The organism is Pseudoxanthomonas sp. 3HH-4 (genome assembly GCF_006716465.1).
In the GTDB taxonomy this organism is placed as follows: Bacteria; Pseudomonadota; Gammaproteobacteria; order Xanthomonadales; family Xanthomonadaceae; genus Pseudoxanthomonas_A.
The window spans coordinates 191,426-216,598 of the sequence record NZ_VFPB01000002.1 but is presented as its reverse complement, the minus strand read 5'-3'; the positions used below and the strand labels follow the sequence as shown (position 1 = coordinate 216,598).

Sequence of the window (25,173 nt, the reverse complement as noted above, 5' to 3'; positions counted from 1 at the left end):
TCCGGCCACTACGGAGCGCCTTGCAAGCGCTCCTCGCGGGATTTACGCAGCGTAGAACGTCCGGTACCAGTCCACGAACCGGCGCACGCCGGTTTCGATGGGTGTCGTCGGCGAATAGCCGGTATCGCGGCGCAGGGCCTCCACGTCGGCTTCGGTGTCGGGCACGTCGCCGGGCTGCATCGGGAGCAGGCGCTTCTCCGCCTTGCGGCCCAGGCAGTCCTCCAGCACTTCGATGTAGCGCAGCAACTGCACCGGCTGGTGATTGCCGATGTTGTAGACGCGGTACGGAGCGCTGGACGAGCCCGGGTTCGGCAGCAGCGGGTCGTACGCCGGATCCGGGCCGGGCACGGTGTCCAGCGTGCGGATCACGCCTTCCACGATGTCGTCGACGAAGGTGAAGTCGCGGCTGTGGTGGCCGTGGTTGAACACGTCGATGGGCTTGCCCTCGAGGATGTTCTTCGTGAACAGGAACAAGGCCATGTCCGGGCGGCCCCACGGACCGTACACGGTGAAGAAGCGCAGTCCGGTGGTGGGCATGCCGAACAGATGGCTGTAGGTATGCGCCATCAGCTCGTTGGCCTTCTTGGTGGCCGCGTACAGGCTGACCGGATGGTCGACACTGTCCTCCACCGCGAACGGCAGTTTCCGGTTGGCGCCGTACACCGAACTGGACGACGCATAGACGAGGTGTTCGACGCCGCGGTGCCGGCAGGCTTCCAGGATGTTGGTGAAGCCGACGATGTTGCTGTCGATGTAGGCGTGCGGGTTCTCCAGCGAATAGCGCACGCCGGCCTGCGCGGCCAGGTTGACCACACGCTGCGGCTTGAACGTATCGAAAGCCGCTTCCAGTGCCGTGCGGTCTTCCAGCGAGCCGCGCACGAAATGGAAGCCCGCCTTCGGCAGGAGCCGGGCCAGGCGGGCCTCCTTCAACGTGGGGTCGTAGTAGGCATTGAGGTTGTCATACCCCAGCACCTCGTCGCCGCGATCGAGCAGGCGATGGCTGAGGTGGGAGCCGATGAAGCCGGCAGCGCCGGTGACCAGTACGCGCATCAACAGGGTCTCGTGGAGTCGGGTCGCTTACAGGCAGTCGTCGACGGCGTGGCGGGGCAGGGCCCGCTTCACGTCGAAGAGGACGGCGCCGGGCTTGCCGAGTGCGCGGACACCCTCGGCGCCCCGTTCGGTGAACTCCCGGTGCGCGACCGCCAGGATGATGGCATCGTACTGGCCGGCCTGTGGCTCCGCCACCAGTTCCAGGCCGTATTCGTGCCGCGCTTCGTCCGCATTGACCCAAGGATCGTGCACGTCGACCTGGGTGTTGTAGCTGCGCAGTTCGGACACGATGTCCACCACCCGCGTATTGCGCACGTCGGGGCAGTTTTCCTTGAAGGCCAGGCCCAGCACCAACACCCTGGCGCCGGCCGTGGGCAGGTTCCGCGTGGCCATCAGCTTGGCCACGCGGCGGGCGACATGGCTGCCCATGCCGTCGTTGATGCGTCGTCCGGCCAGGATCACGTCCGGGTGGTAACCGATCTGTTGCGCCTTGTGGGTCAGGTAGTACGGATCCACGCCGATGCAGTGGCCACCGACCAGGCCGGGGCGGAACGGCAGGAAGTTCCACTTGGTGCCGGCGGCTTCCAGCACTTCGTGGGTGTCGATGCCGAGGCGGTGGAAGATCAACGCCAGCTCGTTGATCAGCGCGATGTTGACGTCGCGTTGGGTGTTCTCGATGACCTTGGCGGCTTCCGCCACGCGGATGCTGCTGGCCTTGTGCGTGCCGGCGGTGATGATGCTGCCGTACAGCGCGTCCACGAAGTCGGCGACCTCGGGGCTGGAGCCGGAGGTGACCTTCATGATCGTCTCCAGCCGATGCTGCTTGTCGCCGGGATTGATGCGCTCGGGGCTGTAACCCGCGTAGAAATCCCGGTTGAAGACCAAGCCGGATTCGCGCTCGATGATCGGCACACAGACTTCTTCGGTCGCGCCGGGATAGACGGTGGATTCGTAGATGGCGACCGCGCCCTTGCCGATGGCGCGGCCGACGGCGCGGCTGGCGGATTCCAGCGGATGCAGGTCGGGGCGCTTGTAGTCGTCGATCGGCGTGGGGACGGTGACGATGAACACGTTGCAGCCCGCCAGTGCGGCGGGATCGTCGCTGAAGTCCAGCTGGGGCGTGTCGCGCAGCTCCTCGGCGGTCACTTCCAGCGTGTGGTCATGATGCCCGCGCAGTTCGGTCACGCGCTTGCCGTTGATGTCGAACCCGAGGGTGGGAAACCTGCGGCCGAAGGCGACGGCCAGCGGCAGGCCGACATACCCCAGTCCAATCACGGCGATCCTGGCCTGGTCCAGGGTAGGCAGTGGTGCGTTCATCGATGTGGAGATCCCCTGTGTGTCGCGTGTGTCGCGCAGTCTATACGGTGGCGCGGCGGGTGTTCGCCCGGTTTCCGGCCTGCTGTCGAGTCGATCAACGTCCAAAGTACGCCCGGGAGGACACGCGGAAGATTTGGCCTGAATGCCGCGCTGCCTGCGTATCAGGAGGTGATCGTCCATCCGGAACATGGGCGGCACGCGACCGGGGGAGTCGAGATGCGGATCCTGTTGTGCGGCGGCGCCGGCTACATCGGCGCGCACACCTACGTGGTGCTGATGGAACGCGGCCATGATGTAGTGGTGGCCGACAATTTCAGCAACAGCTCGCCGGGCGTGCTGACCCGGTTGCAGCAGATCACCGGCCACCCGGTGCCTTTCCAGCCGCTGGACCTGCGCGAACGCGAGGCCGTCTCGCGGTTCTTCGAACGCCAGCCGTTCGATGCGGTCGTACATTTCGCGGCACTGAAATCGGTGGGCGAATCCTGCGAGCGTCCATTGGACTATTTCCACAACAACATCGGCGGCACGCTCAACCTGCTGCACGGCATGCAGGCTGCAGGCGTCAGGAGGCTGGTGTTCAGCTCCTCCGCCACGGTCTATGGCGATCCCGCCAGCGTACCGGTGCGCGAGGACGCACGCCTGCAGGTCACCAATCCCTATGGCCGCACCAAGCTGGTGATGGAAGAGCTCATCGGCGACCTGTGCCGCAGCGACGCGGAATTCCATGCCGCCAACCTGCGCTACTTCAACCCGGTGGGCGCGCACGAATCGGGCCTCATCGGCGAAGATCCCACCGGCATTCCCAACAACCTGATGCCATACATCTGCCAGGTGGCGGTGGGGCGCCGCGACCGGCTGAGCGTGTTCGGCGGTGACTGGCCGACCCTGGACGGCACCGGCGTGCGTGACTACATCCATGTGATGGACCTCGCCCGTGCTCACGCGGATGCGCTGGATTTCCTCGTGCGCGAGCGGCGCAACCTGACCGTCAATCTGGGCACGGGCCAGGGGGTCAGCGTGCTGCAACTGGTGAAGGCATTCGCGGATGCGGCCTCACGGGACATTCCGTACGAAGTCGTCGCAAGGCGGCCGGGCGATGTCGCGGAGGTGTACGCGGATCCGTCGCTGGCCCGTCAGACGCTCGGTTGGCATGCCGAACTCGGGGTAGAGGCGATGTGCCGCGATGCGTGGCGCTGGCAATCGCAGAATCCGCAGGGCTATCCGGCCGCATGATTGATGCGCCGAACGTGACCGGGTTGGCATAAGCAGCGGCGCGACGGCCTGTCGCGGACTGGTACAGGGGCCGCGATTGGCTGAGAATCGGGTCAACTCATAACGCCTGGACCCGCTTGTCCCCTGACGCTGCGCGCGACATGGCGGAACAGAACCGCTCACGCTATGGCCTGCGCATGTACCGGATGCGCGCGCTGGGGCTGGGGCTGGGCGCGATATGCGTGGCGGCCGTGCTTTACGAACATTCGGCGTCGCCCGCCCTGTGGGTGCTGCTGATCGCCAATGGCTTCCTCTGGCCGCACCTGGCCTACCTGCGGGTGAAGCTGAGCCGGGACGAACCCATCCAGGCCGAATTCCAGAATCTGACCTTCGATGCGGCGATGGGTGGCTTCTGGATCGCCGCCATGCACTTCGATGCGCTGCCCAGCGTGCTGCTGGCGGTGATGCTGACGATGGACAAGGTGATCATCGGTGGCGGACGCTTCGGCATCCGCACGCTGGGCACGATGATGCTGACCTGCCTGGCGGCCAGTGCGGCGTGGGGTTTCGCCTTCGATCCCTACACCAGCTATCCCGTGGTCCTGGCCTGCCTGCCGTTCTTGGCCATCTATCCGATGGCGATCGGCGTTGCCACCCACTCGCTGTCGCGCAAGGCGCGGCAACAGAAGGACCTGCTGGAGAAGATGGCGCGTTTCGATGCCGCCACCGGGCTGATGAACCGACAGCAATGGCTGCATGCCGCCACCACCGAACTCAAGCGCTTCCAGCGCTCGGGCCGGACGGCGGTGCTGGTGCTGATCGACATCGACCGCTTCAAGGACATCAACGACGGCTACGGGCACACGGTCGGGGATGAAGTGGTGGAAGAGTTCGCGCGATTGTTGAAGGCCTGTCTGCGCGATGTGGACACGGGCGGCCGGTATGGCGGTGATGAATTCGGCGTCGTCATGCCCGATACGCGCTGGGAAGAAGCGATCGTGGCGGCGGAGCGGCTGCGGCGGCAGGTGGCCGCCTGTGCCTTTTCCGCACGCGGCCTGCGCTGCACCGTCAGCATCGGCCTGTCCGAAGCGCATCCGGGCATCGCATCGGTATCGGACTGGATCAACAGCGCGGACAGCGCGCTCTACCGTGCCAAGGCGCAGGGACGCGACAGCATCGTCGTGGGCTGCTGATCCGCGATCAGGACAGCAGGGCGTCGATCACGGCGGCAGGTTGCTTCATCCAGGCGAAGTGATCCGCATGCGTGCCCAGCGCCGCGTGGTGCAGCGTGGTGACGCGGGTCGGGCTTGCGGGCATCTTGGCCGCCAGCGCGCGCAGCGAGCTTTCCGGCGCCAGCCAGTCGTCGTCGAAGAGCACGCCATGGAGTGGTGCCTGGACCTGGCGCATGCCGGCTTCCAGATCCGCCGGCAAGCCGGCGGCGCGATAGCGGCCGCTCAGGCCCACGCGTGCCCAGTCGCGGATCAGGCTGCGTGCTTCGTCGCCGCCAAACCCCAGGCGACGACCGGGCAGCGCACCGCATGCGCGTGCCAGCCAAGGCGCGAACTGGTAGAAGAACGGCAGTGCGTAGCCGCGTGGCGTGGGAAACGCACGCCAGTAAGGCGTGCCGCTGCCGACCAGCCACAGCCCTGCGAACGCGTCAGGATGCTGGCCGAGATGGCAGGCCGCGAGTTGCCCCCCCAGGCTGTGCCCGCCGATCACGTGTGGCACCTCGGGCACTTGCCGGCGAAGTTCCGCATGACTCGATGGCAGGTCCATGCCCAGCAGCTCGCGATAGCCCCAGTCGTGGCGGCGGTCCGCGCGCAGCGAGCTGCTGCCGTTGCCGCGCCATTCGTGCACGAACACCGCCATGCCGCGTGCGGCCAAGCCCTCCGCGAACGGCATGTAATGCCGCGCCGCCACGCCGAGGGCGGGGACCCACAGCACGGCGGAGTTCGCCCGCGCGGGGATGCGCGCCATCAACGCATACGCATGGCCGTCGGGCGTGGTCAGCCGGATGTCCTGCGCTGAAATCGTGGGCATGTGGATGTCGTCCATCAGACGGGCGCGGCGCCGAAGTGGTCCAGCACGAGGATGTCACTGCGTCCCGGGCGGTAGCCGCCCCGAAGCCCGGCGTGCACGTAATCGGATGCGGCGAGGCAGGCCTCCTTCATCGCCATGCCCTGCGCCCGGCGGGCCGCGATGGCGGACGCCAGCGTGCAGCCGGTGCCATGGGCTTCAAGTGCGAGGCGTGGATGTGCCGTTTCCGCCACGCCTTCCGCATCCGCGAACAGGTCGACGACGTCCCCGTCGCCGGGCAGATGGCCGCCCTTGAGGAAGACGGCATGTGCGCCCAGCGCCAGCAGGTCCCGCGCTGCGTCGCGCATCGCCTGTGCATCGGGGATCGTGCGTCCCAGCAGCAGTTCGGCTTCGGGGAGATTGGGCGTCAGCACGTCGGCCAGCGGCAGCAACTGTCGGCGCATTGCCTCCAGCGCGCTGTTCTCCAGCAATCTGGCGCCACTGGTGGCGACCATCACCGGGTCGACGACCACCGTGTCGGGGCGATGCCGGACGAGTGCTTCGACGACGGTGCCGATCACCTCGGCGGTGGCCAGCATGCCCAGCTTGACCGCGCGGATTTCGAAGTCCTCGAAGCACGCATCCAGCTGCGCGCGCAGGAAATCCATCGGCGGCACGTTCACCGCAGTCACGCCGCGCGTGTGCTGCGCAGTCAGCGCGGCAATGGCCGAGAGGCCGTGCACACGATGCGCGGCGAAGGTTTTCAGGTCGGCCTGGATGCCGGCGCCGCCACCGGAATCGGAGCCGGCGATGGTCATGGCGGAAACCACGGAAGGAACGGTCATGCGTGGATTGTGCCATCCATACGCCAGCGTGCGGGGGGCGGGTCAGGCCGACGGTCGCCGTGCCTGCATCCACTGGCGATACAGTACGTACCCCATACCCGTGCCGCCGGTCAGCAGGGCAGGCGCCAGCAGGGCGTCGTAACCGAGGTGGCGATACAGCCACGCGCCCAGCACACCACCGCCCAGGAAGCCGGAGATGATGAGGCCGCTGAGGGTCAGCCGACGCACCGGCAACGGCATGCCACGCAGCAGGTGCCCCAGCCCGATGCCGAGGTCGGTGAACATGCCGCTGAGATGCGTTGTGCGCACGGCGGCGCCGCTGTAGGTGGTGACCATCGCGTTCTGCAAGCCGCAGGCCACCGCGGCCAGCAGGGCGCCCCAGATCTGTTCCTGCTTGAACAGCGGGATCGCGACCACCAGCAAGAGCGCTTCCAGCGTGAGCACCACGCCGTAGCGGCGCCCGAGTTTCAGCGTCTGGTCCTGGATGATCAGGCCGCTCAGCATCGCGCCAAGGCAGAACGCGATCAGCATGCCCCACAGGTGCGTCACTGCGCGCAGGTCCCCTTGCGCGAGCGCCGCGCCGAGCAGGCTGGTGGTGCCGGTCAGGTGGCTGACCGCCTGGTGCTCGAAGCCCAGATAGCCGATGACGTTGACCATCCCCGCCACGCAGGCCAGCAGCACGGCGCCGATCCAGACCCAGCGGGGGAGGTTGAGGCCCATCAGTCGTGTGTGCGCAAGGTCGGCACGCCGGTTGCGGCGCGGCAGGCGTTCATCGCATCGCCTCCATGAAGGTATCCATGAACTTCGCTCGCGGGCGCTTCGCGCAGGTGCTGGCCACCTTGGCCGGCGCGGACGGCAGGCTTTTGATGGTATCGAGTGCCATCGTGCCCTTGGTCGCCATCCAGATGCCGGAGACCAGATCGAACACGCGCATGTCGTCGGCGGTCGCATGGGGCTTCAGGGTGCGGTACTGGGCGAAGTCGTGGTTGAACTCCTCGCATGTCTTTGCCGGCAGCGTCTGCATGCTGTCCAGCGAGAATCCGATGGGTACGCGCACCTGTACGGGCAGCGCATCCGCATCGCGCGGCTTGCTGGCGAGTCCCGCGACGACGGTCAGTGCCGCATCATCCAGCACGGCCGAGCCCGATGACGTTTCCACTTGGGCGTCGACCCACTTCCCGCTCGCCAGGACCCCGGCCCGGATCATCACCTCGCCGGAGAGACGCTGCACCTTGGCCTCCGCCGGAAAGGCGTCGCTGTGGGGAAACAGCGCGATCTCCCTCAAGGTCTGCACCTGCTGCGCACCGGGGTGCGCAGCAGCCGGGGCCTGCGCCAGGACATCCTGTCCCGAACAGGCCATCGCCACCAGCAGGCACGCCGCTCTCCAGCGGGTGCTGGCGCTCACAACACTTCCGACGCGTAATCCGCCAGGCGCGATCGCTCGCCACGCCGCAGCGTGATGTGCGCGCTGTGCGCCCAGTTCTTGAAGCGGTCCACCGCGTAGGTCAGGCCGGATGTCGTCTCCGTCAGGTAGGGCGTGTCGATCTGTTCCACGTTGCCGAGGCAGACGATCTTGGTGCCGGGGCCTGCGCGGGTGATCAGCGTCTTCATCTGCTTGGGCGTGAGGTTCTGAGCTTCGTCCAGGATCAGGTAGCGGCTCAGGAACGTGCGCCCGCGCATGAAGTTCATCGAGCGGATCTTGATGCGCGAGGCGAGCAGGTCGTTCGTCGCCGCCCGCCCCCACGCGCCACCCTCCTGGTTGTGCGTCAGCACCTCCAGGTTGTCGGTCAGCGCGCCCATCCAAGGCGTCATCTTTTCCTCTTCCGTACCGGGCAGGAAGCCGATGTCCTCGCCTACGCTGACCGTGGCGCGGGTCATGATGATCTCGCGGTAGCGCTGCTGGTCCATCGTCTGCGCCAGGCCGGCCGCAAGCGCGAGCAGCGTCTTGCCGGTGCCGGCGGTGCCGAGCAGGGTGACGAAGTCGACTTCCGGATCCATCAGCGCGTTGAGCGCGAAGTTCTGCTCGCGGTTGCGCGCATTGATGCCCCACACGGCGTGCTGGCTGTGGCGGAAGTCATCGACGATCTGCAGCGTCGCCTTGTCGCCTTCCACCCGGCTGACGCGGAACTCCGACTCGTCATCGCCCGGCAGGTAGAGGTACTGGTTCGGGTACCAGCCCGCGCCCTCGGTCATGGTGACTTCGTAGTACGTGCGGCCCTTGTCGGTCCAGGACCGCAGGTCCTTGCCATGGCGTTGCCAGAAATCCTCCGGCAGCGGGTCCGCGCCGGTGTACAGCAGGCTGAAATCGTCCAGCGCGCGGTCGTTCTCGTAATCCTCCGACACGATCCCGGCGATCGCCGCCTTGATGCGCAGGTTGATGTCCTTGGACACGAACACTACCGGGATCTCCGGCTCGCTTTCCTTCAGCGCGAGGATGGCGCCGAGGATGGCGTTGTCCGGGATGACCGCGCCGAAGCTCTTGCCCGCGTCGAAATGGCTGGTCTGGAAGCGCAGCAGGCCCGCACTCTGCGAGCCACGCAGCTGCAGGCTGTTGGGCTGGATCAGCGGAATGCCGGCCGCCAGGTTGTCCAGGCCGGAGGCTTCGACCAGTTCGTTGAGGAAGCGGCTGACCTGCCGCGCATTGCGGCTCGCTTCCGACGTGCCCTTCTTGCCGTTGTCCAGTTCCTCGATCACCTGCATCGGCAGGTAGACATCGTGTTCCTCGAACTTGAACAGCGCGGTGGGGTCGTGCATCAGCACGTTGGTGTCCAACACATAGATACGCTTGCTACGGGTCATTCGGGCAACCTCATCGAGGAAGATGTGTGAACACGGGCGACTTTTCCGCGGACAGCAGCGAACCACCATGACCCGCCGCGGCGCGGGATGGTGGATGGGGTGGAGGGGAATTCGGTCACTGGGCCTGGTGGGCCTTCAGGGCGTCCAGCACGGCGTCGGCATGGCCGGGAACCTTCACGCCGCGCCATTCCTGCACGATGCGGCCATCGGGCGAAATCAAGAAGGTGCTGCGCACCACGCCCAGCACCTTGCGGCCGTACATGTTCTTTTCGTGGATCACGTCGAAGGCCTTGCACAGGGCTTCGTCGGCGTCGCTCACCAGCGGGAACTTGAACCCCTGCTTGGCGCAGAAGTTGTCGTGCGATTTCACCGAATCGCGCGAGACGCCCAGTACGGTGGCATCCAGTTTCCTGAACTTCGGCAGCAGCGCGTTGAAGTCCAGACCTTCGGTGGTGCATCCGGGTGTGCTGTCCTTCGGGTAGAAGTACAGCACGAGCCAGTGGCCGGCATGGTCGGCGAGGGTGGTGGTCTCGCCACCGGACAAGGCCAGCGGCAGTTTCAGTGTCGATTTGGGCAGGGCGTTCGTGCTTTTCGCCGTCATCGTCAGAACTTCATCGGATCCATGATCGCGTCCAGGTTCAGATGGTCGCAGAATTCAAGGAAGTCGTCGCGCAGCGCGGCGATGTGCATGTTGGCCGGCACGCCGATGGTCACCTGCGCCGAGAACATCTCCGCACCGGTCTGCATGGCGCGGTAGCGCGTGCTCTGCAGGTTCTCGATGGTGATGCCCTGGCGGTCGAAGAAGTCGGCCAGCTGGAACAGGATGCCCGGCTTGTCCGCGGCCACCACTTCCACGATGTAGGGCAGCAGGTTGGACTGGACCACCTTGGGACCGGTGCGATAGAACACCAGCTTCAGGCCCTCGTCGCGCTCGAGCCGCGTGAGCATGGTTTCCAGCTTCGCGACCGCGTCCCACGAACCCGTCGCCAGTGCCGTGACGGACACGTCGCGCCCCACCGTGGACAGCCGGGCATCCACAAGATTGCAGCCGCTGTCGGCGATGCGGCGCGTCACCGACAGAAGCGGCGACTCCGGATGCGTCGTATAGGCGGTGATCAGGAGGTGGTTTTCGGTCGGCGAAGGCCGGGGCGTGGAATCGGTCAAGAGAGCTTCCGGCGTTGCGGTCAGGCTGAATGGCGGCCGGGCAGCGTCCCGGCGACGCAGGCAGCATACTTGCCCGCCCTTTGAGCCCGCAAGTAACATGCGGCCGACATTGCAGGCGAACCGGAATAACTGCGCTTGTGGGCGCCGCCGGACGTCGGACACCCCACCGAGAGCCCTCCCTTGCATCTTTCCGGCAGCATCACCGCACTGGCCACGCCGTTCCTGGCGTCGGGCGAACTCGACCTGGAAGCCTGGCGTTCGCTGCTCAAACAGCAGTTGGATGGCGGTACGCAGGGCGTGGTGGTGGCGGGATCGACCGGTGAAGCGGCCGCGCTCACCGACGACGAGTACGACACCCTGCTGCGCGTCGCGGTGGAGGACGTGCGCGGGCGCATCCCTGTCCTGGCCGGCACTGGCCAGATGAATACCGCGAAGACCATTGCCGCCACCCGACGGGCAGCCGTAGCGGGTGCGCAGCTCGCGCTGGTCGTCACGCCGCCCTACGTTCGCCCCACTCAGGCCGGGCTGGTGGCGCATTACCGCGCAGTGGCCGACCAGGGTGGATTGCCCGTCGTGCTCTACAACGTGCCCGGCCGAACCGGGTGCGATCTGTTGCCGGAAACGGTGGCCGAGCTTGTCGATCATCCGAATATCGTGGGCATCAAGGAAGCGCGCGCCGAACCCGAACGCATGGCGGCCCTGCTGGCGCTGCGCAAGGAAGGCTTTGCGGTCCTGAGCGGCGACGACCCGACGGCCTCTAGCGCCATGCTGGCCGGTGCCGATGGCCTCATCTCGGTGGGCTCGAATGCCCTGCCGCGCACCTTCCGCCGCCTGTGCGACCTTGCACGCGCAGGCGAGGCGGCCGCAGTCGCCGCACTGGATGCCCAATTGCAGGAGATCTATGCCTTCCTCGGCGTGGAATCCAACCCCATCCCGGTGAAAGCGCTGCTGCAGCGCGCAGGCTTCGGCCATGGCCTGCGCCTGCCGCTGCTTTCGCTGTCCTCCATCCATACCGATACTGCCGATCGTCTCGCCACCGTGGCGCAGGCGCTGGAAGCACAATCCAACCGCGACATCCTCGCGGCCTGAACCCAGGAGATCCTCATGCGTCTTTCGTCTACCCTCGTGCGTCCGCTTGCCTTGGTGCTGCTGGTCGTTTCCGTCGCCGGCTGCTCATGGTTCAAGAAGGGTGCGAAGGGCGACTACGCGCTGGCGCCCGAAGCGCGTCCGCTGGAAGTGCCGCCGGACCTCAACCTGCCCAACACCAGTGGCGCCATGCAGATACCGGCGGCCAGCCCGGCCACGACGGCTACCGCTGCACCCGCGGCAGCGGGCGGCTTTACCGTCGCCGGCACCCGTGACGAAGCGTTCACCCGCGTGGGCGAAGCGCTCGCCGGCGTGGATGGCGTCACCATCGCCAGCCGGGCCCAGCTGCTGGGCACCTACGACGTCAGCTACGAGGGGGCCAGCTTCCTCGTCCGTGTGTCGGGCGTCGAAGCCGGCGCCTACGTGACGGCGGTCGATCCACGCGGCCTGCCGGCCACGTCGCCGGCCGCAACCAAGCTGCTGGCGGCGCTGAAGGCCAAGCTGGGCGGGTGAGCAGCCCAACGTGGCGGGGAGAGGGATGCGTTGCCGTCGTCCCGGCGCATGCCGGGACCCAGCTTGACCAGCCATCCGGCTATCCATAACCACCGTGACGACGAAAAAGGCGCCTCGCGGCGCCTTTTTCATGTGTGCGTGGTGCGGCAGCGCGCGTCCGTCAACGCTCCAGCAGCGGCAGCTTGTCCGGCTTGCCTTCCCATTCCTTCGCGTCCGGCAGCGGATCCTTGCGCGTGGTGATCACCGGCCATGCCCTGGAAAGTTCGGCGTTGAGCGCGACGTAGCCTTCCTGGCCAGCCGGCACGTCGTCTTCCGGGTAGATGGCATTGATCGGGCACTCGGGTTCGCACAGCGTGCAGTCGATGCATTCGTCCGGGTCGATCACCAGGAAGTTGGGACCTTCATGGAAGCAGTCCACGGGGCAGACTTCCACGCAGTCGGTGTACTTGCACTTGATGCAGTTTTCGGTGACGACGAAGGGCATGAGGTTGGATGTGCAGCGAAGGAAACCGTGCAAGTTTAAATCACCGCGTCATCCAGGATGGAAATGTTTCTCGGCAGCCCCGTGCGTGCGCGGGTCCGGGCGTGGCACGCGCATGGAATGTCCGCGTGCGCGGACGGCGTGGCTTGCGGCGCCTCCCGCCTGATCGTTCCAGCAGGCGTGGCGCAGCTCGGGTCGCCTGGCCTATATTTCCATTTGTGGAACGACCTATTGGTTTTCGTCGGCTTTATCCCACCCGTGTCGAGGATCATGCTGCACGCCTCACCACACACCGGAGCACCGCCATGATCACCTTGCGCCCCGCCACCGCTCGCGGCCACGCCAACCACGGCTGGCTGGACTCGTGGCACAGCTTTTCCTTCGCGAGCTACTTCGACGACAAGCATGTCCACTGGGGTCCGCTGCGCGTGATCAACGAGGACCGCGTGGCCGCCGGCCGCGGCTTCGGCGAACACGGCCACCGCGACATGGAAATCATCAGCTACGTGCTGGAAGGTGCCCTGGGCCACAAGGACTCCATGGGTACCAGCTCCAGCATCGTGCCGGGCGACGTGCAGCGCATGAGCGCCGGTACGGGCGTGCAGCATTCGGAGTTCAACTACAGCGAAACCGGCACCACGCATTTCCTGCAGATCTGGATCATCCCCGACAAGCAGGGCGTCGCGCCGTCGTACGACGAGAAGCGCTTCACCGCCGAAGAGAAGCAGGGCCGCCTGCGGCTGGTGGTCAGCCCGGACGGCGCCGATGGTTCGATCTCCATCCATCAGGATGCGCGCCTGTACGCCGGCTTGTTCGACGGGGATGAGGCGGCGGAACTGCGCCTGGCCGAAGGTCGCCTGGGTTACGTGCACGTGGCGCGCGGCGAAGTGACCGTCAACGGCCGTACCCTGTCGGCGGGCGATGCGTTGCTTTACGAAGGCGAGCCGTTGGTCAGCGTGGGCCAGGGCATCGGGGCGGAAGTGCTGGTGTTCGACCTGCCGCCGTTGAAGTAGGCAGGCGGCGCTCCGGCGCTTGCATCGACCAGAAAGGGTGCGCGGATGCGCACCCTTTTCCGTTCTCGGGAAGCGGTCGATCAGGCGAGCATGCGCTCGGCGACCAGGAAGCCCGCCGTCATGGCGACTACCAGCAGCGCGCCCTGCAGCCGGGGCGGCGCGGGCAGCGGCACGTCCAGCAGGCGGCAGCCCATGCCGATGGCCAGTGCCAGCACCAGGCCGAGCAACGTCAGCATCATGGGCGTCCTCCCTGTCTCGTCTAGCCGGTCGGTCCGCCGCAGTGCGCGACGTGGCGTGCTTCGCGGCGCGCCATGAAACGGTCGGCAAGGACATACCCCAGCGTCATCGCCACCACGAGCAGCGCGCCCACCAGCACCGGCGGCGCCGGCACCGGAATGCCCATCCAGCGACAGCCGAAGCCGATGGCGAAGCCCAGCAGCACGCCTGCGAGGAATTTCAGGTTCATGCCATGCCTCCGGGCGCCTGCGATGGCACCGGCACGGGATTGCCTGGCGCACCGCCGATGAAATGCCGCACGACGGGTGCGTGGGTCGGGTCTTCCAGCAGCGCCTTGATCGCATCCTGCAGGGCGCGCTCGTCTTCGGTGACGCGTTCGTGCTGGCGCAGGTGCTCGTGCCAGGAGCAGTCGACGAAGTACTCCAGGTAGGTGCCGGGTTGCGTGCTGTCTTCGGCCACGCCCCATTGCACGGCGCCATTGCGCCGACGTGCGTGCCCCAACGGTTGCATGCGCGTCAGGAATTCCTCGCGCCGCGCGGGATTCACGCGGTACTCCACTGTCACCAGCACCGGGCCGCGATCACCGCCGACATCGCTCGCGACCACCGGTTGCGGCCAATGACCCGACGGGGTGACGTTGACCCGCGCGGCCTCTCCCAGTCGGAACCGCCAACTGGCCAGTGCGGCGATCACCGTGCCGATCGCCGCCGCAATCAGCGCCATCGGCGTTCCGTAGGCCTGTGCGATCGCGCCCCAGCCCAGGCTGCCCACCGCCATGTCGGCGGAAAACACCACGATGTACAGCGACAGCGCGCGTGCCCGTACCCACGCCGGCACCGAGGTCTGCGCGGCGATCTGCAGCGATGACAGTACCGTGATCCACGCGAAGCCATTGAACAGCGACACGACATACAGCGCGGGGATGTTGCGCAGCAGGGCGAGCGCCACCATGCAGCCTGCGTAGACACCGGTGGCGGCCAGCACCATCGCGTCGGGATGGAACCGCGTACGCAGGGCCGGCAGCAGCATGGCGCCGGCGATCGCGCCGATGCCGATGCAGCCCAGCAGCAGGCCATACGTGCCCGCGCTGGCGCCCAGTTCCTGCTTCACCACGATGGGCAGCAGCGCGGTCAACGCGCTGGCGAAAACGAAGAAGCAGGCGGCCTTCACCAGCACCGACTGCAGAACCGACGCCTGCCTGGCGTAACGCAGCCCCGCGCGCAGCGCCATGCCGAAGGTTTCCGGCGGCAGCGCCGAGGATGCCGGCGTGCGCCGCCAGCGCCACAGCACCACGACCACGCCGAGGAAGCTCAACGCGTTCACCGCGAACGCCCATGCGATGCCGGCCTGCGCCACGATCAGGCCGCCGAGCGCAGGTCCGATGGAGCGCGCGATGTTCATGCTCAGCGAGCCCAGCGCCACCGCCGGCCCCAGCATCGGCCGCGGTACCAGCTCGGGCGTGGTCGCCTGCTGCGCGGGCATCGCCATCGCCGCGCCGATGCCCAGCGCGAACGTCAGCGCCACCAGCGTCCACGGCCGCAGCATGTCCAGGTGCGCCAGCACCGCCAGCGTGCTGGCGACCAGCAGCATCCACAGTTGCGCGATGATCAGGTAGCGCCGTCGGTCGATGATATCGGCCAGCGTGCCGGCCACGATGGCCAGCAGCACGACGGGCAGGGTGGTGGCGGACTGCACCGCGGCCACCATCAGCGGCGAACCGGTGGTTTCCGCCATGACCCAGGCGGCGGCGACATCGTGGATCCACGTGCCGATGTTGCCGACCAGGATGGCCAGCCACAACGCGCGGAATGTCGGTTGCTGCAGCGGTGACCAGGGTCCGACGGGTGGGGGTGTCGCCATCGGTCAGAACGCGAAGCAGGAGCAGCCCATCGCGCCCCAGAAATTCCGCAGGTCATGCGTGGGCGTGGCGTGGTGCGCGGCATGGCCGTGCTCATGCACCTGGCAGTGCTTGCCATGTGCATGCGATACCGCCGCCGTCGCCTGTGCCAGGGTGCCGCCCTGGTAGCCGCCGAAGCGGTTGACCGGCGACCAGTCCGGCATCGGGGGCGGCAAGATGGGTGCGAGCGGTGTGTAGGGCCCGTCGCCGTGCACGATGCGCCCGCCCACCACCGTCAACACGCTGGTGATGTCGGGGATGTCGGCCTCGGGCACGCTGAAGAAATCCGCGGACAACAGCGACACGTCGGCGAACTGCCCCGGCGCCAGCCGTCCCTTGTGGTCCTGTTCGCTGGAGAACCACGCGCTGCCCCGGGTCCACAGCGTCAGCGCTTCCTCGCGTTCCAGCCGGTTGTCCTCGCCGTACATGCGCAGGCCGCCGAGCGTGCGCCCGCTGACCAGCCAGTACAGCGCCACCCAAGGGTTGTAGCTGGCGACGCGGGTGGCGTCGGTGCCGGCGCCGACCGGCACGCCCGCCTGCAGCATGCGTCGTACCGGCGGGGTGTGCTTCAGCGCGTCGCTGCCGTAGCGTTCGGCGAAGAACTCACCCTGGAAGGCCATGCGGTGCTGGATGGCGATGCCGCCGCCCAGTGCGCGCACGCGGTCGATGTTGCGCGGCGAGATGGTCTCGGCATGGTCGATGATCCAGTGCAGGCCATCGAATGGCACCTCGCGGTTCACGTGCTCGTAGACGTCGAGCACGCGGGTGATGCTTTCGTCATAGGTGGCATGGATGCGGAATGGCCAGCGCTTTTCCGCAAGCAGGCGCACCACGTCATCCAGCTCGCCTTCCATGCCGGCCGGCAGTTCGGGGCGCGATTCGCGGAAATCCTCGAAGTCCGCCGCCGAGAACACCAGCATCTCGCCGGCGCCGTTGTGGCGCAGCATGTCGTCGCCCTGGCGCGGCGAGAGCATGCCCGACCAGCGCTGGAAGTCGGCCAGTTCCTGGCCCTTCTTCTGGGTGAACAGGTTGTAGGCGATGCGTACGGTCAGTTCGTCGTCCGCGTGAAGTTTCTGGATGATCTCGTAGTCTTCCGGATAGTTCTGGAAGCCACCGCCCGCATCGATCACCGACGTGATGCCCAGCCGGTTCAATTCGCGCATGAAGTGGCGCGTGGAATTCAGCTGGTACTCGGCCGGCAGCTTCGGCCCCATGGCCAGCGTCGCGTACAGGATCAATGCATTGGGCTTGGCCAGCAGCAGGCCGGTGGGATTGCCTGCCTTGTCGCGCTGGATCTGCCCGCCCGGTGGATCGGGCGTGTCGCGGGTGTAGCCCACCGCGCGCAGCGCGGCACGGTTGAGCAGGGCGCGGTCGTACAGGTGCAGCAGGAAGACCGGCGTGTCCGGCGCCAGCGTGTTGATCTCCTCCAGCGTGGGCAGCCGTTTTTCTGCGAACTGGTGCTCGCTGAAACCACCCACCACCCGCACCCATTGCGGCGCCGGCGTGCGATCCACCTGGGTCTTCAGCATCGCCATGGCATCGGCCAGCGAGCGCACGCCGTCCCAGCGCAGTTCCAGCGTGTAGTTCAGCCCGCCGCGGATCAGGTGCGTGTGGCTGTCGTTGAGGCCGGGGATCAGCCGGCGTCCGCCGGCGTCAACGATGCGCGTGGCAGCACTTGCCCTGGCCATCACCGTGGCGTCATCGCCGACGGCCAGCACGCGACCCTCCGCGATCGCCAGCGCCGACGCCGAGGGAAGTGCGTCATCAAGGGTGGTGATACGCGCGTTGCGGATGATCAGGTCGGCCATCAGGCGGTCTCCGGAATAGGCGCGGCCGGCACTCGCCATGACCGCAGCCGCGGCAACGCCTTTCAACAGGCTTCGGCGCTGGTCATCGATCGAAGGCATCGCGGAGGTCCAGGTCGCGTTGCCGGATTCAATGGCCGCCTTCGGACGCCCCGAACATGCTCTTGGCGTACTGGATGCCCAGGCCGTAGCCGCCGCCATGCAGCTTGGCGATGCCGTTGGTCAGATCGTAGGTCGCGCTGCGCGCCCAGTCGCGCTGCAGCTCCAGCAGGTACTGCACGCTGGTCAGCGGGCGGACGCCGGCCTGGACCATGCGCTGCATCGCGCGCTCGTGCGCCTCGCTGGTGACGTCGCCGCAGGCATCGGCGATCACGTAGACCTCGAAGCCCTGGTCCAGCGCGGACAGCGCCGGCCCGACGATGCACACGCTGGTCCATAGGCCGCCGAGCACGATGCGACCTTTTCCGGAGGCGTTCACCGCCGCGATGACCGACGTATCCTCCCAACAGTTCATGGTGGTGCGGTCGTAGACCTTCGCGTTGGGGAAGGCCTCGGGGATCTCGGGGAACAGCGGACCAGAGAAGGATTTCTCGGCCACGGTGGTCAGCAGCGTCGATACACCGAAGCCGGCCGCGCCCTTGGCGACCAGCGCAACGTTGTTGCGAAGCATCGCCACGTCGATGGAATGCGTGGCGAACGCCATTTGCGACTGGTGGTCGATCAGGATCAGCGTGTGGTCGTGAGGCGTGAGCAGGGTCTTGCCGGCGGCGGGGGTGGCGGTGGGCATGGCGGGCTCCGGGTCGGAAGGTGGAATCGCAACAATGTCGCGTGCCAGCACGCGCGCCGGATTGCATCGGCGTGCGCGCTACCTGCGAGCCTCAACCGTGCAGCTTGATCGCAGTCTCGGCGACGCGCTGGCCCTGGTAGCGCGCGGCGTCCAGTTCGTTCTGGGTGGGTTGGCGCGAACCGTCGCCGCCAGCGATGGTGGTGGTGCCGTAGGGCGAGCCGCCGGTGACTTCATCCAGTTTCATCTGGCCGGCAAAGCCGTAGTCCAGTCCCACGATCACCATGCCGAAGTGCAGCAGGTTGGTGATGATGGAGAACAGAGTGGTTTCCTGACCGCCGTGCTGGGTGGCGGTGGATGTGAACGCGGCACCGACCTTACCGTGCAGCGCACCCTTGGCCCACAGCCCGCCGGCCTGGTCCAGAAAGTTCGCCATCTGCGAGGACATGCGGCCGAAACGCGTGCCGGTGCCGACGATGATCGCGTCATAGTCGGCGAGTTCCGCGATGGTCGCCACCGGGGCGGGCTGGTCGAGCTTGTAGTGGGACGTCCGCGCGACCTCCTCGGGCACCAGTTCCGGCACGCGTTTGATGTCCGCGCTGGCGCCGCCTGCGCGCACGCCTTCGGCCACGGCGTGGGCCATGGTTTCGATATGCCCGTAGGCGGAGTAGTAGAGGATCAGAACCTTGGCCATCGTGTGACTCCCGTGGAGGACGGAGGAATGCGGCGCTCGCGCCGCGATGCCGGGCAGGGTTACCCGTGCCGGGTTACCGGCGCGTGCAGGTGGCGGAACTCGCGCGGCGAGTAGCCCGTCATCCGACGGAAGGTACGGGTGAAGTGGCTCTGGTCGAAGAAGCCCAGCGAGGCGGCCGTGGCAGAGATCTTCTGCGGCCCACGCGCCAGTTGCGCCTTGGCCAGGGCGATGCGCTTGGCCAGCACGTATTCCATCGGGCTCTGGCCGGTACTGACGCGGAACAGTCGGGCGAAGTGGAAGCGACTGACGCAGGCCGCAGCCGCGATGTCGGTCAACGTCAGGCTGTCGCCGATGTGACGTTCGATGTGGTCGAGCGCACGTGCGAGTGCGCGCGCGCCGAGGCCTCTCGGGGCCGGCACATTGTCCGCGTACATCCTGGCCGATGTGGAATGCGCAAGCGTCGACTCGAGAGGGAACAGGGACGGGGAACCATCCACGGCAGTGTCCTCGGGTGTTGGCGGTGGGGCGCCTGCGGACAGGGGTATGGCGCAGGGCTTTTACGTCATGGTCCTCACGCGGCACATGGCGCATAAGCCCCGATCGGGCGACGGGTGGACCCCCCGAATGGGGGGCGGGTTGCCTGTCCGGAGCCCTCGCCCGTATCGTGCCGGGACATCCTGTGTCGCCCCTCACGTGACACCCATCCAGGCCGATATCCGAATGCCCATCCGCATCCTTACCGTCGACGATCACCCCTTGCTGCGCGAAGGCATCGCGGCGGTGATCGAAGGGCAATCCGACATGCAACTGGTGGGGGAGGCGGCCAATGGGCGCGAGGCCCTGCAGGTTTTTCGCGACTTCCGCCCGGACGTGACGTTGATGGACCTGCAGATGCCGGAAATGGACGGCGTTGACGCCATCGGCGCGATCCATCGCGAATTCCCGGAGGCGCGCATCGTGGTGTTGACCACGTACCAGGGCGACGCGCAGGCGCTGCGCGCGTTCAAGGCAGGAGCATCGGGGTACCTGCTGAAGAGCATGTTGCGCCGGGAGCTGGTGGACACGATCCGCAGCGTGCATGCGGGTCGTCGGCGCATCCCGCCGGAGATCGCCACCGGGATCGCCGAACATGCGTCCGATGATGCGCTGACCCTGCGCGAGATCGAGGTGCTTCGGCAGGTCGCGGACGGCAACGGCAACAAGCGGATCGCCCATCACCTCGGCATCGCGGAGGAAACGGTGAAGGCACACATGAAGAACATCCTCGCCAAGCTGGGTGCCAACGACCGCACGCATGCGGTCACCATCGCGGTCCGCCGCGGGATATTCCATCTGTGAAGGATTTAAGGAGTTCTTAAAGAGCGTGCGCGAGCATGGGTGGACCGGATGTCCGGTCCCCCGTCTTTGAGGTCTCCATGAGTGCGTTGCGCGCCTGTATGCCGTTGTTGCTGCTGTTGCCACTCTCCGCTGCTGCACAGGTCGTCGAACGCACGGACAAGCAGGCACACGACCAGCTGCCGTCGCGCTGGAGTGCCGGCCTGGCGGTCGTCCACCGCGACAGCGAATACGCCGGCGAAGGCACCCGCACGCGCCTGCTGCCCAATGTCGCCTATGACGGTGACCGCTTCTACCTGCGTGGTGCGGCGTTCGGCTACCGGGCCTACCAGGACGATCGCTTCGAGTTCCGCACCTTCGTCGCCGGACGGCTGGATGGCATCGATGCCGATGACTTCGGCAGGGCCGAACTGGCGCGGCGCGGCGTGGACCGCGATCTGCTGGAAGATCGCGACGACAGTGTCGATGTCGGTGTGGGCGCGAGCTGGAAGGGTGCCGCCGGCAAACTCGATCTGGATGCGCGCGTCGATGTTACCGGCACCAGCGACGGCTACTCCATCGCGCTGGACTACAGCTATCCGGTGACGCTGGGGCGCACGACCCTGGTCCCTTCCATCGGCGCTATGCGCCTGTCGGCGGGCATGGCCGACTACTACTACGGCACGCTGGACGAAGAGATCGCACGCGGCGTGGTCGCCTATCGTCCGGGTGCCGCGACAGTGCCGCGCGCCAGCCTCACCCTGATCCATCCCTTCGCCAAGCGCTGGGCGTTGCTGGGCAACCTGGAGTACCGCGCGTTGCCCGACGCCCTGCAGGACAGTCCGCTGGTCGAGGCGGACAAGGACCGCAGCACGTCTCTCTTCATCGGCGTGTCGCGCGGGTTCTGAAACGCAATTGTCCTTCCCTCCAACGGAGCGACCCCATGTTCTCCAGATCCCCCCATGCCGGCGTGGAACCGATGCCGGGTCCGATGCCTGCAGCGTACCTGCCGTCGCCGGATGAACTGGCTGGCGCACACGTGCCCGTCGATCACGACGTCGTGATACGACGCGTGTCGCGCCCCCAGGCAACGGCGCTGATGCGGCTGTGCGACCGCCAGATGGCCGAACTGCCGCATGCGCCTGGCAGGCGCGTCGGCGGCGTGCTCGAACTGATGGAGGCGTTGTTCGAGCCGCCGCTGCGCGCATGGGCCTGGATAGCGGAGCGGGGCGGTGAACCCATCGGCCATGCATTCGCCACGGTGGGCTTCTCGATGATCGAGCGCGCGTATTACTTCAACCTGGAATCGCTGTTCGTTCCAGCGAACGAGCGCCCGTCAGGGGTCGCAGTCGCATTGCTCGCCGAGGCCCGTCGCATGGCCGAAACGCTCGGCTGCGTGGACCTGCGCTGGCAGGTGCCGCTGGCGCAGGGCAGCGGGGAGATCGCGCTGCCCGGCCATGCCGGCGCGGCGGCGATGATCCAGTACGTCTTCCCCGCGTTGCAGGACCTGCAGCATGACTGACGTACCCAGAAGACATCCGTGCCGCCTTGAGCCCCGAAGAGGGCGGAGGCACTTGCGGCGGCTGGTCGCGGCCGCCTGCGTTTCCGCCACCGCCTTCGGGTATGCCAGCCTGCCCGGCTGCAACACGGTGCCGTATCCGCAATCGCCCCAGTTCGGCGAGGATGGATTCCAGAACGCGCGCAAGCCACGCCGCTGGGCTGGCGCCAGACCGGCAGGCTCTGGTGGGATTTCCTCATCGGCGGCAAACCGGCAGGCACGGTGCCTGCCGGCACGATCCCCGTGCAGGCACTGACGGTGGCGCAGTTGGACCACGCAGCAGACGGGACGCTGTACCGGCTGGGGCATTCCACGGTGCTGATGAAGCTGGACGGACGGTTCTGGCTGACCGATCCGGTGTTCTCCGAGCGTGCGTCGCCGGTCCAGTGGGCCGGACCGAAGCGTTTCCACGCGCCGCCGCTGACCATTGAACAACTGCCGCATCTTTCCGCCGTGGTGCTGTCGCACGACCACTACGATCATCTCGACCGCGACGCGGTGCGTGCGCTGGCAGCCAAGACGGATGTGTTCCTCACCCCGCTTGGCGTGGGTGATCGTCTGGTCCGTTGGGGCGTGCCGCGCGACAAGGTCCGGCAACTGGACTGGTGGGGCGATGTCGCGTTGCACGGCGTGCGTTTCACCGCGACGCCGTCGCAGCATTTTTCCGGCCGCACGCCATTCGACCGCAATGCGACGCTGTGGGCGTCATGGGTGATCCAGTCGGACGACCTCCGGATCTTCTTCAGCGGGGACACGGGCTACTTCGACGGTTTCCGCGCGATCGGCGAACGCATGGGGCCTTTCGACATCACGTTGCTGGAATGTGGTGCCTACGACCGCCGTTGGCAGGACGTCCACATGCTGCCCGAGCAGACCCTGCAGGCGCACCTCGACCTTGGCGGTAAGTGGTTGCTGCCGATCCACAACAGCACCTTCGACCTGGCTTTTCATGGATGGAGCGAGCCGATGGAAACGCTGTACACCCTTTCGCGGCAAGCGGGCGTGGACATCACCACGCCCGTGATCGGCCAGCCGCTGGTCGTCAGGCAACCCGAAGGCACGCATCCGTGGTGGCGCAGCGAGTGAGGTGCGTCGCGCGGCTCATGCGTCCTGGGCCGCACTGAACCCGACCCTGCAACCGAAGCCACGGCCGGCGATGCCGTCACCCACCGTGATCGTCGCCTCGTGCGCGCGCGCGATACGCTGGACCAGCGAAAGGCCGATGCCGCTGCCGCGTTCGCCATTGCCATGGCTGCCGCGGAAGAAGCGCTCGAAGATGCGCTCGCGTTCGTCCGGGTGGACACCGGGGCCATTGTCGCGAACCGTCAGCCAGGCACTCGTGCCATCGGGGTCCGTGCCGCAGGCGACTTCGATGCGGGTTCCTTCGCCGCTGTAGCGCACCGCGTTGTCCAGCAGGTTGCGGGCGAGGATGCCGAGATCGTCCAGGTCACCCTGGACGCTGGCCGGCTCGGCGTGGATCGCGAGGATCTGCTGGCGTCGCGACGCCATCGATTCGAACTCGCGCGCCACCATCGTCACCACATCGGGCAGCGCGACGATGGGACGGTCTTCGCGCAGGGGCGACGCATCCACGCGTGCAGAGTCGAGCAACTGCTGCGCGAGCCGAGAGGTGCGCTGGATGCCCTGCGCCAACTGCTCCAGTGCCGCATGCGCGTCGGCCTGGGTGCCGGCGCGCAGCGCGACCTGGGTCTGCGTGAGCAGCGCGGCGAGTGGTGTGCGAAGTTCGTGCGCAGCGTCTGCAAGGAACTGCCTCTCACCCCGCATGGCATGGGACAGGCGTTCGAGCAGCAGGTTGAACGAATCCACCAGCGGCCGGATCTCGCGCGGCATGCCCGTGGATGGCAGTGGAGCGAGATCGTGTGCATCGCGTTGCGCCATGTCCCGGCGCAGGCGGTTCATCGGCCTCAGGCTCCAGTGGATCGCCAGGCCCACCGTCATGGCCAATACCAGCAGGATGCCGATTCCGCTCCACAGGCTGATCTTCACCCAGTGGGCCAGTTCCGCGCGCATGGCGGACTGCGCCATGCCGGCCTGCACCTGGATGCGGCCGCTGGCGTCGGTGATGGCATAGACGCGCCATGGTTCGCCGCCCACCTGGCTGATCACGAAGCCGGGTTCGAAATCGGGACGCAGCGGCTCGGTCGGTGCGCCGGCCGACAGCACGACAGGATGGTGCCGGCCGAGGATCCACACCTGGTAACGCAGGGTTTCGAATTTCCTGTAGGTGGAGCGGGCGCGCGTGGGCAACTGGAGGCGGGGCCCTTCGCTCAGTGCGTCGAGGTTGGCCGGCATCGACAGCAGGATCTGCTCGCCGACCTCCTGAAGGAAATGGTCCTCATGCCCCTTCTGCTGCCGCGTCATCTGGAAGTGCTGTCCGCCCAGCCAGCATGCCCATCCCAACGCCAGGGGCGTCATCACGGCCAGCAACAGTTTGGTTTTCAGTGAATGGTGGCTCATTCGCCTTCTCCAAGCCGGTAGCCGAAACCGTGCACGGTGGCGATGACGCCGTCGCCGAGCTTCTTGCGCAACTGGTGGATGTAGACCGCGATGGTGTTGCTCTCGATTGCCCCATCCCCGCCATAGACCAGCGACTCCAGAGTTTCGCGCGCGATCACGCGGCCGGGACGCTCCATCAGTGCCAGCAGGGTGCGGTATTCGTGTACGCCGAGCTTGATGGGGCGGTCGTTCTGGCGGACCGAACGATCCGCCGGGTCCAGCACGATGTCGCCGTGGCGCAGCACGGGTGCAACGCGCCCCTGGGTCCGTCGCACCACGGCACGCAGGCGTGCGCCGAGTTCGCCGGTTTCGAAGGGTTTGACGATGTAGTCGTCGGCGCCGGCGTCCAGGCCACGAACACGATCGCTCAGCTGGTCGCGGGCGGTGATGATGAGGACCGGGGTGGTGTCGTAGCGCTGGCGCAGTGCGGCCAGCACGTCCAGCCCCGACCCCCGAGGCAGGCCGAGATCCAGCAGGACCGCCGTGTAGCCGTGGTCCACCAGGGCGAGGCGGGCCGCAGACGCATCCTCTGCACGATCGATGGACCAGCCATCCTGTGCCAGTGCGGCGGCCAGTGCGTCGCCGAGCATGCGATCGTCTTCAACCAGGAGCAGGCGCGACACGGGCGACCCTTGGGGATGGCGGGGGGGCCATGCTAGGTGGAAGCGATTAAACAGTCTTTAATCTAGGAATGGCACGGGCAGTGGAAACACAAAACCCCGCCGGAGCGGGGTCTTGAGCCGATTCACCGGCCATGGTTCTCAACCCGTGGCCCTGTGCCGGATGGCGCTCCCTAGGGGACTCGAACCCCTGTTTTAGCCTTGAGAGGGCCACGTCCTAACCTCTAGACGAAGGGAGCGTTTTTGGTGAA

27 protein-coding genes, 1 tRNA gene and 1 pseudogene are annotated in these 25,173 nt (G+C 66.9%); 9 read left to right on the top strand and 20 right to left on the bottom strand.

Going from position 1 to position 25,173, the window contains the following annotated elements; all coding sequences use genetic code 11:
• Positions 1 to 42: 42 nt before the first annotated feature.
• Positions 43 to 1,050, bottom strand: a complete 1,008-nt coding sequence (locus tag FB548_RS08395) for an NAD-dependent epimerase (RefSeq protein ID WP_142124327.1) — start codon at positions 1,048 to 1,050, stop codon at positions 43 to 45.
• 27 nt (positions 1,051 to 1,077) lie between these two features.
• Positions 1,078 to 2,367, bottom strand: a complete 1,290-nt coding sequence (locus FB548_RS08390) for a nucleotide sugar dehydrogenase (protein ID WP_142124326.1) — start codon at positions 2,365 to 2,367, stop codon at positions 1,078 to 1,080.
• Positions 2,368 to 2,583: 216 nt separating this feature from the next.
• Here FB548_RS08390 and galE point away from each other — a divergent pair, with 216 nt between their 5' ends.
• Both galE and FB548_RS08380 read left to right on the top strand, forming a co-directional pair.
• A complete protein-coding gene (galE, locus tag FB548_RS08385) occupies positions 2,584 to 3,600 on the top strand; it encodes a UDP-glucose 4-epimerase GalE (protein WP_142124325.1) in 1,017 nt (338 codons plus the stop codon).
• Between the two features lie 116 nt (positions 3,601 to 3,716).
• Positions 3,717 to 4,772 carry a diguanylate cyclase gene (locus tag FB548_RS08380; protein WP_142124324.1) on the top strand — a complete coding sequence of 352 codons (1,056 nt, stop codon included), beginning with the start codon at positions 3,717 to 3,719 and terminating at the stop codon, positions 4,770 to 4,772.
• A 7-nt stretch (positions 4,773 to 4,779) separates the two neighbouring features.
• Here FB548_RS08380 and FB548_RS08375 read toward each other — a convergent pair whose 3' ends face one another.
• The 7 genes from FB548_RS08375 to FB548_RS08345 form a co-directional block, all read right to left on the bottom strand.
• A complete protein-coding gene (locus tag FB548_RS08375; protein ID WP_142124323.1) occupies positions 4,780 to 5,619 on the bottom strand; it encodes an alpha/beta fold hydrolase in 840 nt (279 codons plus the stop codon).
• 14 nt (positions 5,620 to 5,633) lie between these two features.
• A complete protein-coding gene (gene thiD / locus FB548_RS08370; RefSeq protein WP_142124322.1) occupies positions 5,634 to 6,440 on the bottom strand; it encodes a bifunctional hydroxymethylpyrimidine kinase/phosphomethylpyrimidine kinase in 807 nt (268 codons plus the stop codon).
• 42 nt (positions 6,441 to 6,482) lie between these two features.
• Positions 6,483 to 7,160, bottom strand: a complete 678-nt coding sequence (locus FB548_RS08365) for a YoaK family protein (protein WP_142124321.1) — start codon at positions 7,158 to 7,160, stop codon at positions 6,483 to 6,485.
• 49 nt (positions 7,161 to 7,209) lie between these two features.
• The gene (locus FB548_RS08360) at positions 7,210 to 7,845 is read right to left on the bottom strand and encodes an energy transducer TonB (protein WP_142124320.1); all 636 of its coding nucleotides are present in this window, start codon (positions 7,843 to 7,845) and stop codon (positions 7,210 to 7,212) included.
• Entirely contained in the window at positions 7,842 to 9,239 is a 1,398-nt protein-coding gene (locus tag FB548_RS08355; RefSeq protein WP_142124319.1) for a PhoH family protein, read from the bottom strand. Before FB548_RS08355 ends, FB548_RS08360 begins: the two co-directional genes overlap by 4 nt.
• A gap of 115 nt (positions 9,240 to 9,354) precedes the next feature.
• Positions 9,355 to 9,840 (bottom strand): peroxiredoxin, encoded by a 486-nt coding sequence (locus FB548_RS08350; RefSeq protein ID WP_142124318.1) that lies wholly within the window; start codon positions 9,838 to 9,840, stop codon positions 9,355 to 9,357.
• A 2-nt stretch (positions 9,841 to 9,842) separates the two neighbouring features.
• Complete coding sequence (locus FB548_RS08345; protein ID WP_142124317.1) at positions 9,843 to 10,403, bottom strand: glycine cleavage system protein R; 561 nt, start codon at positions 10,401 to 10,403, stop codon at positions 9,843 to 9,845.
• Positions 10,404 to 10,583: 180 nt separating this feature from the next.
• Here FB548_RS08345 and dapA point away from each other — a divergent pair, with 180 nt between their 5' ends.
• A complete protein-coding gene (dapA, locus tag FB548_RS08340; RefSeq protein ID WP_142124316.1) occupies positions 10,584 to 11,492 on the top strand; it encodes a 4-hydroxy-tetrahydrodipicolinate synthase in 909 nt (302 codons plus the stop codon).
• Positions 11,493 to 11,507: 15 nt separating this feature from the next.
• Positions 11,508 to 12,002, top strand: coding sequence for a hypothetical protein (locus tag FB548_RS08335; protein WP_142124315.1), 495 nt, complete (start codon positions 11,508 to 11,510; stop codon positions 12,000 to 12,002).
• A gap of 160 nt (positions 12,003 to 12,162) precedes the next feature.
• Here the strand turns inward: FB548_RS08335 and fdxA are convergent, their stop codons facing one another.
• Positions 12,163 to 12,486: a ferredoxin FdxA gene (fdxA, locus tag FB548_RS08330; RefSeq protein ID WP_056881145.1), complete on the bottom strand. Its 324-nt coding sequence runs from the start codon at positions 12,484 to 12,486 to the stop codon at positions 12,163 to 12,165.
• Positions 12,487 to 12,788: 302 nt separating this feature from the next.
• On the opposite strand from fdxA, the gene FB548_RS08325 reads away from it, so the two are divergent.
• Complete coding sequence (locus FB548_RS08325; RefSeq protein ID WP_142124314.1) at positions 12,789 to 13,496, top strand: pirin family protein; 708 nt, start codon at positions 12,789 to 12,791, stop codon at positions 13,494 to 13,496.
• An 80-nt stretch (positions 13,497 to 13,576) separates the two neighbouring features.
• Here FB548_RS08325 and FB548_RS08320 read toward each other — a convergent pair whose 3' ends face one another.
• The 7 genes from FB548_RS08320 to FB548_RS08290 form a co-directional block, all read right to left on the bottom strand.
• A complete protein-coding gene (locus FB548_RS08320) occupies positions 13,577 to 13,735 on the bottom strand; it encodes a DUF1427 family protein (protein WP_142124313.1) in 159 nt (52 codons plus the stop codon).
• Positions 13,736 to 13,755: 20 nt separating this feature from the next.
• Positions 13,756 to 13,962 carry a DUF1427 family protein gene (locus tag FB548_RS08315; protein WP_142124312.1) on the bottom strand — a complete coding sequence of 69 codons (207 nt, stop codon included), beginning with the start codon at positions 13,960 to 13,962 and terminating at the stop codon, positions 13,756 to 13,758.
• Positions 13,959 to 15,593, bottom strand: coding sequence for an MFS transporter (locus FB548_RS08310; RefSeq protein ID WP_142124311.1), 1,635 nt, complete (start codon positions 15,591 to 15,593; stop codon positions 13,959 to 13,961). Before FB548_RS08310 ends, FB548_RS08315 begins: the two co-directional genes overlap by 4 nt.
• 3 nt (positions 15,594 to 15,596) lie before the next feature.
• Entirely contained in the window at positions 15,597 to 17,438 is a 1,842-nt protein-coding gene (locus FB548_RS08305) for an amidohydrolase (protein WP_142124619.1), read from the bottom strand.
• 127 nt (positions 17,439 to 17,565) lie between these two features.
• Complete coding sequence (locus FB548_RS08300) at positions 17,566 to 18,222, bottom strand: hydrolase (RefSeq protein WP_142124310.1); 657 nt, start codon at positions 18,220 to 18,222, stop codon at positions 17,566 to 17,568.
• Between the two features lie 91 nt (positions 18,223 to 18,313).
• The gene (wrbA, locus tag FB548_RS08295; protein WP_142124309.1) at positions 18,314 to 18,913 is read right to left on the bottom strand and encodes an NAD(P)H:quinone oxidoreductase; all 600 of its coding nucleotides are present in this window, start codon (positions 18,911 to 18,913) and stop codon (positions 18,314 to 18,316) included.
• A 59-nt stretch (positions 18,914 to 18,972) separates the two neighbouring features.
• Positions 18,973 to 19,332, bottom strand: a complete 360-nt coding sequence (locus FB548_RS08290; RefSeq protein ID WP_185742033.1) for a helix-turn-helix transcriptional regulator — start codon at positions 19,330 to 19,332, stop codon at positions 18,973 to 18,975.
• 301 nt (positions 19,333 to 19,633) lie between these two features.
• Between FB548_RS08290 and FB548_RS08285 the strand changes: the two genes are divergently transcribed.
• The 4 genes and pseudogenes from FB548_RS08285 to FB548_RS08270 all read left to right on the top strand — a co-directional run bounded on the left by FB548_RS08285 (position 19,634) and on the right by FB548_RS08270 (position 22,871).
• Entirely contained in the window at positions 19,634 to 20,251 is a 618-nt protein-coding gene (locus tag FB548_RS08285) for a response regulator transcription factor (RefSeq protein WP_142124307.1), read from the top strand.
• Positions 20,252 to 20,328: 77 nt separating this feature from the next.
• Positions 20,329 to 21,135 (top strand): MipA/OmpV family protein, encoded by an 807-nt coding sequence (locus tag FB548_RS08280; protein WP_185742032.1) that lies wholly within the window; start codon positions 20,329 to 20,331, stop codon positions 21,133 to 21,135.
• A 35-nt stretch (positions 21,136 to 21,170) separates the two neighbouring features.
• Positions 21,171 to 21,749 carry a GNAT family N-acetyltransferase gene (locus FB548_RS08275; RefSeq protein WP_142124306.1) on the top strand — a complete coding sequence of 193 codons (579 nt, stop codon included), beginning with the start codon at positions 21,171 to 21,173 and terminating at the stop codon, positions 21,747 to 21,749.
• 109 nt (positions 21,750 to 21,858) lie between these two features.
• Positions 21,859 to 22,871: pseudogene (locus FB548_RS08270) on the top strand (MBL fold metallo-hydrolase).
• A gap of 15 nt (positions 22,872 to 22,886) precedes the next feature.
• Here the strand turns inward: FB548_RS08270 and FB548_RS08265 are convergent.
• From FB548_RS08265 to FB548_RS08255, 3 genes are all read right to left on the bottom strand, one after another.
• Complete coding sequence (locus FB548_RS08265) at positions 22,887 to 24,263, bottom strand: ATP-binding protein (RefSeq protein WP_142124304.1); 1,377 nt, start codon at positions 24,261 to 24,263, stop codon at positions 22,887 to 22,889.
• On the bottom strand, positions 24,260 to 24,925 hold the full coding sequence (locus FB548_RS08260; protein ID WP_142124303.1) for a response regulator transcription factor: 666 nt from the start codon (positions 24,923 to 24,925) through the stop codon (positions 24,260 to 24,262). Before FB548_RS08260 ends, FB548_RS08265 begins: the two co-directional genes overlap by 4 nt.
• A gap of 161 nt (positions 24,926 to 25,086) precedes the next feature.
• Positions 25,087 to 25,161, bottom strand: a tRNA-Glu gene (locus FB548_RS08255).
• Positions 25,162 to 25,173 lie beyond the last annotated feature (12 nt).